The sequence below is a fragment of the Citrobacter sp. Cf087 genome (assembly GCF_030334285.1).
Classification (GTDB): domain Bacteria; phylum Pseudomonadota; class Gammaproteobacteria; order Enterobacterales; family Enterobacteriaceae; genus Citrobacter; species Citrobacter freundii.
The window spans coordinates 61,183-77,991 of the sequence record NZ_JAOWED010000031.1 but is presented as its reverse complement, the minus strand read 5'-3'; the positions used below and the strand labels follow the sequence as shown (position 1 = coordinate 77,991).

The following is a 16,809-nucleotide window of genomic DNA, read 5'->3' as shown; positions in this document are numbered from 1 at the left end:
GTGATTAATGTGGATTCACCTGACAAATCAGCCTGTTTTACTTGTCGCTTTACGGTAAACATCCGACAATTTGCCAAAACCTGGTAAAAATGGAGATGCCTATGACCACCGCCTTCTTTGTCGCTGCCGACTGGCTTGCCGAACACATTGACGACCCGGAAATACAAATTCTTGATGCCCGAATGGCACCTCCAGGACAGGAAGATCGCGACGTTGGCGAGGAGTATCGTGCGGGCCATATTCCTGGCGCAGTCTTTTTTGATATTGAAGCGCTTTCCGATCATACCTCACCGCTACCGCATATGATGCCGCGCCCGGAAGCTTTTGCCGTTGCGATGCGCGAACTGGGCGTTGATCAAGATAAGCATCTGGTTATCTACGATGACGGTAATCTGTTTTCCGCGCCACGCGCATGGTGGATGCTGCGGACATTTGGCGTCGAAAATGTCTCCATTCTGGCGGGCGGTCTGGCAGGCTGGAAGCGCGATGATCTAATGCTCAAGGAAGGCGATGAGGATTTACCTGAAGGTGAATTTAACGTGGCCTTTACGCCTGGCGCTGTTGTGCGTGTTACCGATGTACTGCTGGCCAGTCATGAAAAAACCGCACAGATTGTCGATGCGCGACCGGCTGCGCGTTTTAACGCAGAAGTTGACGAACCTCGCCCGGGCCTGAAGCGTGGTCATGTGCCCGGTGCGCTTAATGTACCGTGGACAGAATTGGTTCGTGACGGCGAGCTGAAAACTACCGACGAACTGGATGCTATTTTCTTCAGCCACGGCGTGAGCTTTGACCGCCCGATTATCGCCAGCTGCGGCTCCGGCGTAACGGCTGCCGTGGTGGTGCTGGCACTTGCCACGCTGGGCGTTTCTAACGTCGCATTGTATGACGGCGCATGGAGCGAGTGGGGTGCTCGCAACGATTTACCGGTAGAACCATCTGAGGCTAAATAAAATCTGATTTATTCATCTTTTTCGTCCACAAAAAAACCGCTCAAATGAGCGGTTTTTTTGTGCTGGTCCGGTTCGCGGCCTTTCCAGCAGGCTATGTCACCATAGCAATGCAAGCGTACATCAGGGGGCAAATAGTCCCTTTTAAGGGAGTGAATGTCAAGTTAATTAGCTGCGAAACTATTCACTATTTGAGGTATTATCTTTTCCGGCCCTTTTCGCCGCCTCGCAAGCGGGCACTGGTTTCAGGAAAGGATGTCCCATGGCCGTATAAGCAAGCGTACATCAGTGCTTGCTATCACGGCATTATCGCCAGTGGTGCTGTCGTGATGCGGTCTTCGCATGGACCGCGCAATGAAGATACGATACTTCTGTATCGTGCTTGTTGTATCTGGTGCATTGTGTCTTCACGGTGATCAGAGTTACTCAGGTAATTCTGCACGCATGACGCTCAGCGCCCAGAGCAAGTAAGCCTGGTAGCCGCCTTTCGGGGCGGCTTTCCTTCACTCAGATAATCCGATTCTGTTTAAAGTCGCGCAGGAAACCGCCCCAGCGACGTTCATAGAACGGTGCGATGTGCTCAGTGATAAAGTGGCTCACGCCCTTCTCACCTTTCCTCACCTGGCAAATATCAATCGGTTCATCACCCGGTAACGTATCCGTTGCAACACTCCCCGTGGCATGAATAATCTCTTCAATATCGCCATCGGCTTCAATGCCAATCAGCAGGTTGGGTTGGGCATCCGGACTTTCTTTGATCGAGCAGAGAAACGCGCGTTTTACCGGCTTAATGGTTTTAAACAGCGTAGTCAGCGAGTCAATCATCTGCGCCGGAGGCTCAGCGACTTCAGAGAGGATCAGCGATTCACCGCCTTCCAGTACTTCCTGGGTGCTGAGCGGATTCCCTTCTTCCCCCATCAGCAGGCTGATTTCACGCGGCATAAATTCTTTGCCGGTCGGCAGTTTCGCGTTGAGAAACAGCGTTTCGCCGAGCGTCATTTCAAACAATGTACGCACCGGCATGACGACAAATGCCTGCTCATCTTCAACCGCCTGCTGAAGAGCTTCCAGGGAGGTGAAGAACGGGATCACGGTCGTGCCGTCTTCTTTTTCCCAGTGCTGAAGATCGAGGGCGCTGTCTTCAACCACCGCCTCGCCTTCTGCGGCTGTACCCGGCACCCAGACGGTAGACTCCAGTAAAGTACGGAAAAATGCCGGACGATGCGCAGGCTCTGTCGCCGCTTGCTCCAGCAGGGTTTCTAATTCGTTTTTCGTTTCGGACATAGAGATCACAAATTATGTATATGGGTTGTAGGCCTGATAAGACGCACAGCGTCGCCATCAGGCAAAATGCCGGGTGGCACTTCGCTTACCCGGCCTACAAAAACACCGTTCAGGCAATCAGCAGATTTGCAATCGTGCGCACACCCAGACCAGTTGCGCCCGCAGACCACTGCTCAACTGGCGCTTTGCGATAGGTTGCAGAGCAGTCGATGTGCAGCCAGCCTTGCTGATAGTTTTCCACGAAATGGGACAGGAAACCCGCCGCGGTGCTAGCACCCGCCGGATAGGCCGCACTGCCGGTATTATTCAGCTCGGCAAAGTTAGACGGCAGCTGGCTACGGTGGAACTCTGCCAACGGCAGACGCCAGAACGGCTCGTTTTCTTGCGCCGCGCTTGCCAGCAGACGGGCAGCCAGTTGATCGTCAAAGCTAAACAGCGCATGGTAATCGTTGCCCAGCGCAGTTTTCGCCGCGCCGGTCAGCGTGGCGGCATCAATGATCAATTCTGGTTTTTGCGCGCTGGCGTCGATCAGGCCATCGGCCAGTACCAGACGCCCTTCGGCATCGGTATTCATCACTTCAACTTTTTTACCGTTGCGATAGTGAATAATATCGCCGAGTTTAAAGGCGTTGCCGCTGATCAGGTTATCCGCGCAGCACAGATACAGCTTCACGCGCTTGTTCAGACCACGGGTGATGGCGAACGCCAGCGCGCCGGTCACCGTTGCCGCGCCGCCCATATCAGACTTCATCGAGTCCATAAATGCGCTTTGCTTGATGCTGTAACCGCCGGAGTCAAAAGTAATTCCCTTACCCACCAGGCAGGCATAAACCGGGGCTTCTTTATCGCCAGTTGGATTGTAATCCAGCGCCAGCAGTACCGGAGGACGTTCGGAGCCACGACCTACGGTATGCAATCCCATGTAGTTCTGCTCGCGCAGATCTTCGCCTTTAGTGATGCGGTAAGAGACGTTATCGCAGGCAACAGAGCACAGCAGGTCTACTGCGCGTTGCGCCAGCTGTTCCGGGCCCAGCTCTTCTGCCGGGGCGTTAATGGTATCGCGCACCCAGTCAATAATTTTCAGGCGGTTATCCAGCTCTTTGCGCTGCGCCTCATCCAGAGCGGCCCACTCAACTTTGCGGGTGCCTTTTGGTCCTTTGTAGCCCTGCCAGAACGCCCAGCTACGTTCGGTATCCCAGCCTTCACCATCCAGTTGGACATGTTTAATACCCAGGCCGTCAATTTTACGGGCGGCGCGCTGGATAAGGCCGAGGTCATCTTTTCCGTTCAGGTGCAGGGTAATGCCATCATTATTAATGCTGTATGTCGCCTTTTCACCCCAGCGGGCATCAGCGGGTTGCGTGGAAAGCGTAATTTTCATGGCTTCTGTCATTTTATTTATCCTTATTTTCGCGCATACAGGAAAACGGGCCACCCGTGGGCAGCCCGTTGACTTATTCGGCTTCGTCCAGCCAGACCAGCAAAATGGCCTCAAGGATTTTTTCGTTCGATGCCTGTGGATCATCATCGAACTCTTCCAGGTCACAGATCCACTGGTGCAGATCGGTGAAACGAACGGTCTTGGGGTCGAGATCGGGGAACGCGTCGTACAGCGCCTCGCCGATTTCACGGCTATCGGTCCACTTCAGTCCCATACTACCCTCTGTTAATGCTCACGTGCATGATTGATTGTGTAACGTGGGATTTCGACCACTAAATCGTCCTCGGTGACACGTGCCTGACAGCTTAAACGGCTCTCCGGCTCCAGTCCCCAGGCTTTATCCAGCATGTCGTCTTCTTCTTCTGTGCTTTCCGGCAAAGAATCAAAACCTTCACGTACGATGCAGTGGCAGGTTGTGCAGGCACAGGATTTTTCACAGGCGTGTTCAATCTCGATACCGTTACGCAGGGCAACGTCAAGAATGGTTTCGCCGGTCTCAGCTTCCAGAACTGCGCCATCGGGACAGAGATCCTGATGAGGCAAAATAACAATCTTTGGCATATTAAACCTCGTCCACGGAATGGCCTTTCAGCGCGCTACGGACGGACTTGTCCATGCGGCGAGCGGCGAATTCCTGGGTTTGTTTGTCTACGTTTTTAATGGCTTGTTCTATCGCGTCAACATCGTCACCCTGTGCAACCTCGCTCAAATGCGCGGCGGCGGTGTCGATAGCCTGACGTTCTGCGGCGCTTAACAGCGCGGCATCAGCGTTCAACGCACCGGATAAACTTTCCAGTACGCGTGCCGCTTCGACTTTCTGTTCTGCCAGCATACGGGCTTTAACGTCCTGCTCGGCAAAACTCATCGAATCCTGAATCATGGAGGCGATTTCACTGTCGGTCAGACCGTAGGACGGTTTAACCTGAATTGAGGACTCAACGCCGGTGGATTTTTCCATGGCGGTGACGCTCAGCAGGCCATCGGCGTCCACCTGGAAGGTCACGCGGATGTGTGCGCCGCCAGCTGGCAATGCCGGGATGCCGCGCAGCGCAAAACGCGCCAGTGAACGGCAGTCCTGCACCAGCTCACGCTCGCCTTGCATTACGTGAATGGACATCGCGGTTTGGCCATCTTTAAAGGTGGTAAAGTCCTGCGCGCGCGCCACCGGAATCGTGGTGTTACGTGGGATCACTTTCTCCACCAGACCGCCCATGGTTTCCAGTCCCAGGGACAGCGGGATAACGTCCAGCAGCAGCATTTCGCTGTCCGGTTTATTTCCGACCAGAATATCTGCCTGGATTGCCGCACCAATAGCGACCACTTTGTCCGGGTCAATAGAAGTCAGCGGCGTACGGCCAAAAAATTCACCGACGCGTTCACGCACCAATGGCACGCGAGTTGAACCACCGACCATCACCACTTCCAGCACATCCTGCGGCTCCACGCCCGCATCTTTCAGCGCGCGACGGCAGGCCAGCAGCGTACGCTTGACCAGTGCGGAAATGAGTTCATTAAAGGTTTCACGGGTGATTTCACCCTGCCATCCCGCCACGTTAACCGTTACAGAATCAGCGTCGCTAAGCGCGATTTTCGCTGCAATAGCAGCATCCAGCAGTTCGCGCTGTACGCGGTTATCGCTACGGTCGGCCACGCCAGCCTTCTCGCGAATATAATCGGCCAGCAGATGGTCAAAATCGTCGCCGCCGAGCGCGGAATCACCGCCGGTCGCCAGCACTTCAAACACGCCGCGGCTCAGGCGCAGAATAGAAATATCAAAAGTACCGCCGCCAAGATCGTAGACCGCAATCACGCCTTCCTGACCGGAGTCCAGACCATAGGCAATCGCAGCTGCGGTCGGTTCGTTCAACAGACGCAATACGTGAAGGCCCGCCAGACGCGCGGCGTCTTTGGTCCCCTGACGCTGTGCATCGTCAAAGTAAGCCGGAACGGTGATTACCACGCCGTCCAGTTCGCCGGACAGTGATTCGGTTGCCCGCGCGGCCAGCGCTTTCAGAATATCCGCGGAGACGCGCACCGGATTAAGCAATCCGGCAGCGGTTTCAATCATCGGCAAGCCGTTTTCGCTTGCCTGGAACGTATATGGCAGATGCGGGTAACGCGCCTGGATATCCGCCAGAGAGCGGCCCATCATGCGTTTTACCGAACTGACGGTGTTTGCCGTATCCAGCGCAGCATTGGCGCGGGCATCGTAACCGACAGAATAACCCTGCTGCTGATAGTGAACCACTGACGGCAACAGGTGGCGACCTTCATGGTCTGCCAACGTTTCGGCCTGGCCGCTGCGTACGGTCGCAACCAGGGAGTTGGTGGTGCCTAAATCGATACCTACCGCCAGACGACGCTGGTGCGGCGCGGCGCTCAGACCAGGCTCACTAATTTGTAATAAGGCCATTTTCGCTTCCGGAAATTAAAAATCGAGCAGTTTTTCTTCGAGTTGTTCTGCACTGCTTCGCAGTTTATCGAGAAAACGCAGCTTACGCACGGTATCTGCCGCTGCGTCCCACGTCTCGCTATCCAGCTGTTCCACCATCAGTTGATGACGAACGTTATACATTTCGCTGACGCGTTGCATAAACGCATCTAAACGTTGACTGTCTTTTGCCTGTTCAATTTCGTCCAGCTCTTCCCGCAGCTCCAGTTGTTCCATCAGAAACGCGGTATCGCGCACCGTGTGCTGTTCGCTACGGATGTCAAAGCCGTGTAAAGACAATAAGTATTCGGCGCGCATCAAAGGATGACGCAGCGTTTGCCAGGCCTGGTTGATAGTGGCGGACTGCGAAACCGCAGCAAGTTGTTCCGCCTGGGAACCGCTGGCAAATTTATCAGGATGATACTGACGTTGTAGATCCTGAAAACGTAGGCTCAGCGCCTGAGTATCGAGCTGATAACGGGCCGGTAAGCCAAAGAGGGTGAAGTAGTCCATAACATTCTCAGGGCATCGATTCTCTGTTGTTCACGGGAGCAAAACCAGAGAGTCAGGTAAAACAAACCCCACGCGCAGGCGACCACGGTGGGGTTATCGGTAAGCGCGTTACACGTGGAAGCTTTCGCCGCATCCACATTCGTCTTTCACGTTCGGGTTAGTAAACTTAAACCCTTCGTTCAGACCTTCTTTGACGAAGTCTAACTGCGTACCGTCGAGGAATTGCAGGCTCTTACCGTCGACCACAACTTTAACGCCTTTGTCTTCAAACACGGTATCTTCAGCAGCCGGCTCGTCAACAAATTCCAGTACATAGGCCATACCTGAGCAGCCGGAGGTTCTCACGCCCAGACGCAGACCAAACCCTTTACCGCGGTTTGCCAGGAAGGTATTTACACGCGCTACTGCACTGTCGCTTAAGGTAATCGACATAATAAAACCTCAACTCTTAATTATTTTGCTTCACGTTTGCTTTTGTAATCCGCAATCGCGGCTTTAATCGCGTCTTCAGCCAGAATAGAGCAGTGAATTTTCACCGGTGGCAGTTCAAGCTCGTCGGCGATATCGGTGTTTTTAATCGCCTGTGCTTCGTCCAGAGATTTCCCTTTTACCCATTCGGTAACCAGAGAGCTGGAAGCAATAGCGGAACCGCAGCCGTAAGTCTTGAAACGCGCGTCTTCAATGATACCCTCATTGTTGACTTTGATCTGCAACTTCATCACGTCGCCACAGGCTGGTGCACCCACCATGCCGCTGCCCACGTTCTCGTCGCTGTTGTCAAAAGAACCCACGTTACGTGGATTCTCGTAATGATCGATTACTTTTTCGCTGTAAGCCATGCTGAATTCTCCTTATCGGTACCGATTAGTGATGTGACCATTCAATGCTGTTCAGATCCACGCCCTGTTTGAACATTTCCCACAGCGGAGAAAGGTCACGCAGGCGGCCGATGGAGTTGCGAACCAGATTAATGGCGTAGTCAATCTCTTCTTCGGTAGTGAAACGACCTAAAGAGAAACGAATTGAGCTATGTGCCAGCTCGTCGGTCATCCCCAGCGCGCGCAGCACGTAGGATGGCTCCAGGCTTGCAGAAGTACATGCAGAACCGGAGGATACAGCCAGATCTTTCAGCGCCATAATCAGCGATTCGCCTTCAACATAGTTGAAGCTAACGTTGAGAATGTTCGGTGCGCCCTGCTCGAGATCGCCGTTAAGATACACTTCTTCCATATCTTTCACGCCGTCCCACAGACGGTTACGCAGACTGCGCAGGCGCGCCATCTCGGTTTCCATCTCTTCTTTAGCGATACGGTAAGCTTCACCCATGCCGACGATCTGGTGCACAGGCAGCGTACCGGAACGCATACCGCGCTCGTGACCGCCGCCGTGCATCTGCGCTTCAATACGAATACGCGGTTTACGACGCACGTACAGCGCACCGATACCTTTCGGACCATAGATTTTGTGGCCAGAGAAGGACATCAGATCAACTTTCAGTTGGCTCAGATCGATAGGCAGTTTGCCCACGCTCTGGGTCGCATCAACGTGATAGATGATGCCGCGCGCACGGCACATTTCGCCGATAGTCGCGATATCCTGCACCACGCCGATTTCGTTATTCACGTGCATGATGGACACGAGGATAGTGTCGTCACGCATTGCCGCTTCAAGTTCTTTCAGGTCGATAATGCCGTTACGCTGCGGGGCGAGGTAGGTGACTTCAAACCCTTCGCGCTCCAGCTGACGACAGGTGTCCAGCACGGCTTTGTGTTCGGTTTTGCTGGTGATGATGTGCTTGCCTTTTTTCTGATAAAAGTTGGCTGCACCTTTAATCGCCAGGTTATCGGATTCAGTCGCACCGGAAGTAAAGACGATTTCACGCGGGTCAGCGCCCACGAGGTCAGCAATCTGGTTACGGGCGATATCTACCGCCTCTTCAGCCTGCCAGCCGAAACGGTGTGAACGAGACGCTGGGTTACCAAAGTTTCCGTCCAGGGTCAGACACTGCATCATTTTCTCGGCAACACGCGGGTCCACCGGCGTGGTTGCGGAGTAGTCGAGATAGATCGGTAATTTCATTGCTCTATAAACTCCGTACATCGCTTCAATGCAAGGAATCAGGCAACCGGCTGGATGTACGACCGAGTTAACGGGGTGTGTAACACCCCGGCCTGATTCTAAAATACTTTTATTATGCGCGTAACTTAACGTCGATCGCGTCTTGTGCACGATTAGTGCGTGGAGCGTCATGCGTGTGCTGGCGACCAGACACATCCAGGACTTCCTGATTATTCACCAGTTCGCCCAACGTAATGTTGTTGAGGAAACCGGTCAGACGATCGCTCAGATCGCGCCACAGCGCGTGGGTCAGGCATTTATCGCCGCCCTGACAACCGCCCTTGCCCTGGCAACGGGTCGCATCTACAGACTCGTCCACAGCGCTGATTACTTCACCTACTGCGATGCTGCCGGCATCTTTACCCAGCAGATACCCGCCGCCTGGTCCACGTACGCTGGAAACCAGACCGTTTTTACGCAAACGGGAAAACAGCTGCTCCAGATATGACAGGGAAATTCCCTGACGTTCAGAAATATCAGCCAACGGTACCGGGCCCGTTTCGGAGTTGAGCGCAACGTCCAACATTGCGGTCACGGCATAACGCCCTTTTGATGTCAGTCTCATGTCTTACTTAGCCTCAAACTCGCCCCTGCCCGGGGTTTTTTATTGTAAAATGGGGGTATTGCATAGCAGGGGCAAGTCTGACATTCCCGACTAAATCAGTCAACTATTTACTTGACTAATTTAGTCAGGTATTTAACCTTCAGTGCCATTTTTACTTGCCGGAGGCGTTACGTTTACTTGCCTTTATTCTGTTGCTCAATTGAAGCTAAAATTCCGCGCAAAATGTTCAGCTCCTGGCTCTCAGGACGCGCACGCGTAAACAGACGGCGCAGCTTGTTCATCACCTGCCCCGGATGCCCTTCACGGATAAATCCGGTCAACAGCAGCGTTTGTTCCAGATGACCGTAAAAACGCTCTAAATCATCGACCAGCGGATACTCAGCTTCTTCGTATTCTGCGGTCTTCTCGCTTTCCTGCGTTGCCAGCCAGGCCATGCGCACTTCATAAGAGATGACCTGCACCGCCATCGCCAGGTTCAGCGAACTGTATTCCGGGTTCGCGGCAATAGCGACGTGGTAATGGCACTTCTGCAGTTCTTCATTCGTCAGGCCAACACGTTCACGACCAAACACCAGCGCTACGGGCGAATTCGTCGCTTCAGAGACGCTTTTTAAACCGCATTCACGCGGATCCAGCATCGGCCACGGTAGCGTACGGGAGCGCGCACTGGTGCCTACTACCAGGCTGCAACCTGCCAGCGCTTCATCGAGAGTATCGACAATCTGCGCGCTGCCAATTACATCACTGGCACCTGCCGCCAGAGCGATGGCCTGAGAGTCCGGTTTAACCAGTGGATTTACCAGCCACAGATTGGTTAACCCCATGGTTTTCATTGCGCGGGCTACAGAGCCCATGTTGCCAGTGTGAGAGGTTTCCACCAGCACGATTCGAATATTTTGCAGCATTGTATTTCTTCGGCTAAAGATTATTCGGGCATATTATCATAAAACGAAGACATATTCCGAACTCGCTGCTATACTCTGCGCCGTTTTCCCGTTCTTTAACATCCAGTGAGAGAGACCGATGCATCCGATGCTGACCATCGCCGTGCGCGCAGCGCGCAAGGCGGGTAATGTAATTGCCAAACACTACGAAACCCCAGACTCTGTAGAAACCAGCCAGAAAGGCAGCAATGATTTCGTGACTAACGTCGATAAAGCCGCCGAAGCGATTATTATCGAAACTATTCGCAAATCTTACCCACAGCACACCATCATCACCGAAGAAAGCGGTGAGCACGCAGGTGAAGATCAGGATGTTCAATGGGTTATCGATCCACTGGATGGCACTACCAACTTCGTAAAACGTCTGCCGCACTTCGCGGTATCTATCGCAGTACGCATTAAAGGCCGTACTGAAGTCGCCGTTGTTTACGATCCAATGCGTAACGAACTGTTCACCGCCACTCGCGGCCAGGGCGCACAGCTGAACGGCTATCGTCTGCGTGGCAGCACCGCCCGCGATCTGGACGGCACCATCATCGCCACCGGTTTCCCGTTCAAAGCGAAGCAGCACGCCGCTTCTTACATGAAAATTCTTGGTAAAATGTTTACCGAGTGCGCTGACTTCCGCCGCACAGGTTCTGCTGCGCTGGATCTGGCTTACGTTGCCGCTGCGCGCGTTGACGGTTACTTCGAAATCGGTCTGAAACCATGGGATTTCGCAGCAGGTGAGCTGATTGCACGTGAAGCTGGCGCACTGGTTTGCGACTTCACCGGTGGTCATAACTACCTGGCAACCGGCAACATCGTTGCAGGTAACCCGCGCGTTGTTAAAGCCATGCTGGCTAACATGCGTGACGAACTGAGCGATGCGCTGAAGCGTTAATCTGCTGTGGTGCCGGATGCGACGCTTTCGCGTCTTATCCGGCCTACAAGTCATACCATTCCGCTCACTAATCTAAAATGGTCTTATCCCTCGCCCTACCGGCACCGCGCTCATCCACATCACTACCGCAGCAACAATAAGCACCGCACCACCGGCTAACGCCAGCGTCGTCCAGCCAATCTGTCGCCACAGCACCGGCGCTTTATGCCCGCTAATTTTCACCGCCAATGAGCGAAAGCTATGTACCAGCAAAGCCAGTGACGTAATCGTCAAAGAGGTTCCTGCCGCCATCGCCAACGCCGACGCCATACCCCAGCTAAAGACGCCAACCACTTTACTGAACAGCAGCACCATAATTGCGCCAGAGCAGGGACGCATGCCCATAGAGAGAATAATCATCAACCGGGCGCGCCAGTCATCGCCGCTTTGCAGTTGTTCCGGGTTGGGCAAATGCTGATGCCCGCAGCCGCAGCCCTCGTGATGCACATGGTGCGGCGTAAAGGCGGTGAATTTCGGGCGCATCAGCAGCTGGCGCAATTTCTTCAGCGCACGGACACACAATAAAACGCCCAACACGCCAACCAGCGCATAACTTCCTTTCTCCAGCCAGAAACTGCTCATATGCAGCTGTCGGGCAGGCAGTTGCAGCACCGTGAGGACTACAACCACCAGTCCTATTGCCACCAGCCCCTGCAATAGGGAAGACGCCAGCGTCAGCCCAATGCTCGACTTGAGCTTCGACGGATGCGTCGCAAGCCAGGTCGTGATGACGATTTTGCCGTGCCCAGGCCCCAATGCGTGCAATACCCCATATATAAAGCTAAACAACAGCAGAGATCCGCCCGCACGTGTGGGGTTCGCGGCAACCGCTTTCAGCAACCCGCTCATCTGCTGGTTAACGTCGCGCTGCCAGACGACACTGTGCATCATTACCTGAGGCCAGGCCTGCCACAACCACAGCACCCCGCCTGTCGCCAGCAACAAAAAGACCGCCAGTGGCCATAGCGTAAGCCAACGGCGTCTGGCTGCGCGTTGTTGATAAACTACTGACATTGCAGCGTCACCGTCTGTGCAAACTGTTTACCCAACTCCATATCCTCCGGCGGTGCGTCTTCTTTATCCAGCGACTGCGCAAAACTCAACATGTGTTCATTCGGCGTCGGCGTATGCATTGAAATATGGCATTGCTGGCTTATGGTCTGCGAAAGCCGGGCGTCGCTGTCTTTGTCATAGCTCATATCGACGTAGTAGGTCGGATCGAAGGTTGAAATAGTATATTTTTGACCGCTCAGTGGTTGAGCTTCGGCCAGCGGCAGAACGAACGTCAGCACCGCCTGGTGTTCTTCACGCTCCATGCCATATTCCGTCGGTCTGTTTTTAAACTTTACCTTTTTCCCATCGTGCCACACTTCGGTGAAATAGTGCTGCCCGAGAACGTTGGCCATCACTTCCGCCGCCAGTTTTTTCCAAATTTCATCACCAGGTTTAGCATTCCCCGCGTCGTAAAGCAGATCCGCCGACGTGATTTCATCCATCGTCCAGCGCATTTTTAGCGCGACGAACCGATCATTTTCGCTCACAACTTCGGTTTTCAGATGAATAAAGCTGTGGGGATGCGCACCTGCGCCAAAAGACAGGACAGCGAGAAACAACGTCATAAAGATACGTTTAACGCCTTGCATGAGTTCTCCACGATAAAAATCAACACCGCCACAAATAATGATGCCGTATTTGGCGCAAGTGTGCCGAGGATATCATTGAACGAAAAAAAGATGAGCACCCTTTTCCGGTATCGATTCAGTTCTCAATTTCGATAATTTCTTCTTCGGGAAATTCCACCCAAACACCTTTTCGGTGTCAAAGCCTAAGTCAAATGATAATAAAATGTTAATTAAAAGTTTCATTTTAATGTTTAGTTAACACTTAGTTTGAACACTTGAATGCAAAATCATTCAAATTTAACTAATTGTTAACCATTTTATTTCTATAAATTCACAATAGTGGGCGTATATCACATTCTCCAAACTTATGATTCATTCCCTCTTCCATTCGTTGTTAACTTCACGCCGTGACATGTCCTGCCCCCTACGAAAGGTACAACTATGAAATTCAAACTCGCATTACTCAGTGCAACCCTGGTTTCTGCATGCATGTTGTCCGGCACGTCCTTTGCGGCGGAAAAATATGAAATTGCTGTGGTTGCAAAGGTCACCGGTATTCCCTGGTTTAACCGCATGGAAACCGGTGTTAACGAAGCAGCAAAAAAACTGGATGTGAACGCTTACCAGACCGGTCCGTCTACGCCGGACCCGGCACAGCAGGTCAAAGTGATTGAGGATCTGATCGCCAAAAACGTCAACGCGATCATCGTGGTACCAAACGATGCCAAGGTTCTTGAGCCAGTACTGAAAAAAGCGCGCGATAAAGGCATTGTGGTCCTGACGCACGAATCCCCGGACGAGCAAATCGGTCAGTGGGATATCGAAACCATCGATAGTGAAAAATACGCACAAGCCAACGTCGATGAGTTAGCGAAAAATATGGGCGGCAAAGGCGGGTATGCAATCTATGTTGGTTCGCTGACGGTCCCACTGCATAACGCGTGGGCTGATTATGCAATTAAGTACCAGAAAGAAAAATATCCGGAAATGTTCGAGGTCACTTCACGCCTGCCGGTCGCGGAAAGCATTGATAAATCCTACGCCACAACGCTGGATCTGATGAAAACCTATCCGCAGATGAAGGGCATTATCGGCTTCGGCTCACTGGGTCCAATTGGTGCTGGTCAGGCTGTGCAGAAAAAACGCGCCAAAGATAAAATTGCCGTTGTCGGGATCGCCATGCCAGCGCAGGCTGCGCCTTACCTGATGCGTGGAGATATCAAAAAAGCGCTGCTGTGGGATCCAAAAGATGCGGGCTATGCGCTGGTAACGGTTGCCGATCAGCTGTTGCAGGGCAAAGAAGTCAATGCAGATCTGAGTATCGACGGTTTAGGGAAAGCCGATATCGACACGGAGAAGAAAGTGATCCGCTTTAACAAGATCCTCGAAGTCACCAAAGACAACGCACAATCACTTGGTTTCTAAGGCTTTAGCCAACACCAGGGAACCTTAACGCCGACCGTCTGGTCGGCGCTATCAACCAAACTAACACTCAGCGTCCGTCAGGGCGCTCGCAGGGGTATTGTCCATGGCAGACACCACCGCATTTATCACTCTTGAGAATATCAGCAAACAATTCCCGGGCGTGCTGGCGCTGGATAACGTGAATCTGACGCTGAGAAAAGGCGAAGTTCACTGTCTGGCGGGTCAAAACGGCTGTGGTAAAAGTACCATTATTAAAGTGATCTCCGGGGTTTATCACCCGGAAAAAGGCGCGCAGATTTTACTCGACGGAAAATTGTTCCATCACCTGACGCCGCAGCTCTCTTCCCATTATGGCATTCAGGTTATTTATCAGGACCTGTCGCTGTTCCCCAACTTTAGCGTCGCAGAAAATATCGCGGTCAACCGCTATCTGCCGGGCGGTGATATCTGGGTGCGTCGTGGTGCTATGAAACAGCAGGCGCTGGCAGCCATGAAACGTATCGGGGTGAATATCGATCCCGATAAAAAAGTAGAAAAACTCTCGATTGCCGACCGACAGCTGGTCGCTATTTGCCGGGCAATTGCCGCAGATGCGCGTCTGGTGATTATGGACGAGCCCACCGCCTCGCTAACCCGCCAGGAGGTCAATGGCCTGCTGAAGGTGGTTAACGAACTGAAAGCAGCCGGCATTTGCGTGGTGTTTGTCAGCCATCGTCTGGATGAAGTGATGGAAGTGGCAGACCGTATCAGCGTCATGCGCGACGGCAAACTGGTGGGCACATATCCTGCCAGCGAACTGGACAGTCACGAGCTGGCTTTCCTGATGACCGGACAACGCTTCCACTACAGCCCGTTGCCGGAGAAATCATTCGACGATCGAGAACCCCTGCTGGAGCTGCGCAACCTCAGCCGCAGAGGCAAATACCAGAACATTAATCTGTCGCTACATGGCGGCGAGATTGTCTCGATTGTCGGCCTGTTGGGCGCCGGGCGTACCGAACTTTGCCTCAGTTTGTTCGGCATGACCCAGCCGGAAAGCGGCGAGATGCGTATTAACGGTCAGCCGGTCACGCTTCGTAATAACCACGACGCCATTAAGCATGGGATCGGCTACGTCTCAGAAGATCGCCTGACGCAGGGGCTGATCATGGAGCAGTCGATTTACGACAACACCATCGTCACGGTGTTTGATCAACTGCACACCGGTAGCGGCTTGCTCGATCATCGTAAAGCGCAAAAGCTGGTCGCCGATTTAATCCGCGAACTGAATATCAAAGTGTCCGATCCGCACCTGCCGGTCAAAACCCTTTCCGGTGGCAATGCCCAGCGTATCGCCATTGCCAAATGGGTGGCGACCAATCCCCGCATTCTGATCCTCGACTCGCCTACCGTCGGCGTGGATATCGCCAACAAAGAGGGCATTTATCAGATAGCCCGCGATTTGGCGGAACAAGGTATGGCGGTGCTGATGATTTGCGATGAAATTCCGGAAGCATATTACAACAGCCACCGCGTGCTGGTGATGCGTCGCGGCAGACTGGTGGCGGAATTTAATCCTCATCACTGCCGTGAAGAGGAGATTGCTGAAGTGGTCGAGGTAATCAATGAATAAGATGCATCTGTCCCGTTTAATCGGGCAACATGAATTCTGGCTGGGCCTGCTGGTCGTGGCGCTGGCGGTTGGGCTAAGTGTCAGCACCGATGAGTTCCTCTCGCTCGGCAATCTGACAGATGTGGCCACCAGCTACGCGATTCTCGGCATTCTCGCCTGCGGGTTGTTTGTGGTGCTGATTTCCGGTGGGATCGATATCTCATTTCCGGCGATGACCGCGATTGCCCAGTATGCGATGGCCAGTTGGGTGATCGGCCACGGCGGCAACTTCGCTCTGGCGTTAACCATTGCGATTGCGGTGGGCCTGCTGCTTGGGCTCATTAATGGCTTCCTGGTCTACTGGCTGCGCGTTCCGGCAATCATCATTACCATCGCCACGCTGAACGTCTACTACGGCCTTCTGGTTTACGCCACCAAAGGCACCTGGCTGTACGGTTTCCCTGACTGGTTTATGAACGGCATTAACTGGTTCTCCTTCACCGCGGCAGATGGCTACGACTACGGCCTGACCCTGCCCCTGCTGTGCCTGGCGGCGGTGATCGTCTTTACCGCAGTGCTGATGAACTATACACGTCTTGGCCGTCAGGTTTACGCCATGGGCGGCAACCGCGACGCGGCCTCACGCCTGGGGCTGAATCTGCTGAAGCTGCATTTCTACGTCTATGGCTATATGGGCATTCTGGCAGGTGTTGCCGCCGTGGTTCAGGCGCAAATCACCCAGTCAGTTGCACCCAATTCGCTGCTCGGCTTTGAGCTGACGGTGCTGGCGGCGGTCGTACTCGGCGGAACCAGCATGAGCGGCGGGCGCGGTACGTTGACCGGAACCCTGCTCGGCGTTGTCTTGCTCGCCTTCTTACAAAATGGTCTGACGCTACTCAGCGTCTCCTCTTACTGGCACACCGTATTCAGCGGCGCCATTATCCTGGTCAGCATCAGTGCCACGGCCTGGAACGAAAAACGCAAACTGGCAAGGGAGCTTTGA

General features: G+C 53.4%; 19 protein-coding genes. 6 read left to right on the top strand and 13 right to left on the bottom strand.

Annotated elements, in window-relative coordinates:
* Positions 1-101 precede the first annotated feature (101 nt).
* Positions 102-953 carry a 3-mercaptopyruvate sulfurtransferase gene (gene sseA, locus OGV57_RS17020; RefSeq protein WP_003037701.1) on the top strand — a complete coding sequence of 284 codons (852 nt, stop codon included), beginning with the start codon at positions 102-104 and terminating at the stop codon, positions 951-953.
* A 339-nt stretch (positions 954-1,292) separates the two neighbouring features.
* Positions 1,293-1,421: a small toxic inner membrane protein TimP gene (timP, locus tag OGV57_RS17015; RefSeq protein WP_306460201.1), complete on the top strand. Its 129-nt coding sequence runs from the start codon at positions 1,293-1,295 to the stop codon at positions 1,419-1,421.
* A gap of 36 nt (positions 1,422-1,457) precedes the next feature.
* Here timP and sseB read toward each other — a convergent pair whose 3' ends face one another.
* The 11 genes from sseB to trmJ all read right to left on the bottom strand — a co-directional run bounded on the left by sseB (position 1,458) and on the right by trmJ (position 10,207).
* Entirely contained in the window at positions 1,458-2,234 is a 777-nt protein-coding gene (gene sseB, locus OGV57_RS17010; RefSeq protein WP_032937889.1) for an enhanced serine sensitivity protein SseB, read from the bottom strand.
* A gap of 109 nt (positions 2,235-2,343) precedes the next feature.
* Positions 2,344-3,627 (bottom strand): aminopeptidase PepB, encoded by a 1,284-nt coding sequence (pepB, locus tag OGV57_RS17005; RefSeq protein WP_003037696.1) that lies wholly within the window; start codon positions 3,625-3,627, stop codon positions 2,344-2,346.
* A 61-nt stretch (positions 3,628-3,688) separates the two neighbouring features.
* Entirely contained in the window at positions 3,689-3,889 is a 201-nt protein-coding gene (gene iscX / locus OGV57_RS17000; protein WP_003037694.1) for a Fe-S cluster assembly protein IscX, read from the bottom strand.
* Between the two features lie 11 nt (positions 3,890-3,900).
* The gene (fdx, locus tag OGV57_RS16995) at positions 3,901-4,236 is read right to left on the bottom strand and encodes an ISC system 2Fe-2S type ferredoxin (RefSeq protein ID WP_003037690.1); all 336 of its coding nucleotides are present in this window, start codon (positions 4,234-4,236) and stop codon (positions 3,901-3,903) included.
* A gap of 1 nt (position 4,237) precedes the next feature.
* Entirely contained in the window at positions 4,238-6,088 is a 1,851-nt protein-coding gene (hscA, locus tag OGV57_RS16990) for a Fe-S protein assembly chaperone HscA (RefSeq protein WP_054528647.1), read from the bottom strand.
* 15 nt (positions 6,089-6,103) lie between these two features.
* Positions 6,104-6,619: a co-chaperone HscB gene (gene hscB, locus OGV57_RS16985; RefSeq protein WP_003838436.1), complete on the bottom strand. Its 516-nt coding sequence runs from the start codon at positions 6,617-6,619 to the stop codon at positions 6,104-6,106.
* Between the two features lie 108 nt (positions 6,620-6,727).
* Entirely contained in the window at positions 6,728-7,051 is a 324-nt protein-coding gene (gene iscA, locus OGV57_RS16980) for an iron-sulfur cluster assembly protein IscA (RefSeq protein ID WP_054528648.1), read from the bottom strand.
* Positions 7,052-7,071: 20 nt separating this feature from the next.
* Complete coding sequence (iscU, locus tag OGV57_RS16975) at positions 7,072-7,458, bottom strand: Fe-S cluster assembly scaffold IscU (RefSeq protein ID WP_002913991.1); 387 nt, start codon at positions 7,456-7,458, stop codon at positions 7,072-7,074.
* 25 nt (positions 7,459-7,483) lie between these two features.
* Positions 7,484-8,698, bottom strand: a complete 1,215-nt coding sequence (gene iscS / locus OGV57_RS16970) for a cysteine desulfurase (protein ID WP_003037677.1) — start codon at positions 8,696-8,698, stop codon at positions 7,484-7,486.
* Positions 8,699-8,810: 112 nt separating this feature from the next.
* Entirely contained in the window at positions 8,811-9,302 is a 492-nt protein-coding gene (gene iscR, locus OGV57_RS16965) for a Fe-S cluster assembly transcriptional regulator IscR (protein ID WP_003037674.1), read from the bottom strand.
* Positions 9,303-9,475: 173 nt separating this feature from the next.
* The gene (gene trmJ / locus OGV57_RS16960; protein WP_054528649.1) at positions 9,476-10,207 is read right to left on the bottom strand and encodes a tRNA (cytosine(32)/uridine(32)-2'-O)-methyltransferase TrmJ; all 732 of its coding nucleotides are present in this window, start codon (positions 10,205-10,207) and stop codon (positions 9,476-9,478) included.
* 118 nt (positions 10,208-10,325) lie between these two features.
* Here trmJ and suhB point away from each other — a divergent pair, with 118 nt between their 5' ends.
* On the top strand, positions 10,326-11,129 hold the full coding sequence (suhB, locus tag OGV57_RS16955; protein WP_003037670.1) for an inositol-1-monophosphatase: 804 nt from the start codon (positions 10,326-10,328) through the stop codon (positions 11,127-11,129).
* A 72-nt stretch (positions 11,130-11,201) separates the two neighbouring features.
* On the opposite strand, the gene OGV57_RS16950 is transcribed toward suhB, so the two are convergent.
* Together OGV57_RS16950 and OGV57_RS16945 are read right to left on the bottom strand one after the other, a co-directional pair.
* Entirely contained in the window at positions 11,202-12,182 is a 981-nt protein-coding gene (locus OGV57_RS16950) for a nickel/cobalt transporter (protein WP_054528650.1), read from the bottom strand.
* Positions 12,173-12,811, bottom strand: coding sequence for a DUF1007 family protein (locus OGV57_RS16945; protein WP_054528651.1), 639 nt, complete (start codon positions 12,809-12,811; stop codon positions 12,173-12,175). Before OGV57_RS16945 ends, OGV57_RS16950 begins: the two co-directional genes overlap by 10 nt.
* A 420-nt stretch (positions 12,812-13,231) precedes the next feature.
* On the opposite strand from OGV57_RS16945, the gene OGV57_RS16940 reads away from it, so the two are divergent.
* The 3 genes from OGV57_RS16940 (at position 13,232) to OGV57_RS16930 (ending at position 16,809) form a co-directional block, all read left to right on the top strand.
* Positions 13,232-14,215, top strand: coding sequence for an autoinducer 2 ABC transporter substrate-binding protein (locus OGV57_RS16940; RefSeq protein ID WP_003037665.1), 984 nt, complete (start codon positions 13,232-13,234; stop codon positions 14,213-14,215).
* 103 nt (positions 14,216-14,318) lie between these two features.
* A complete protein-coding gene (locus tag OGV57_RS16935) occupies positions 14,319-15,827 on the top strand; it encodes a sugar ABC transporter ATP-binding protein (RefSeq protein WP_003838428.1) in 1,509 nt (502 codons plus the stop codon).
* Positions 15,820-16,809: an ABC transporter permease gene (locus OGV57_RS16930; RefSeq protein WP_003037661.1), complete on the top strand. Its 990-nt coding sequence runs from the start codon at positions 15,820-15,822 to the stop codon at positions 16,807-16,809. The genes OGV57_RS16935 and OGV57_RS16930 overlap by 8 nt, the downstream gene beginning before the upstream one ends.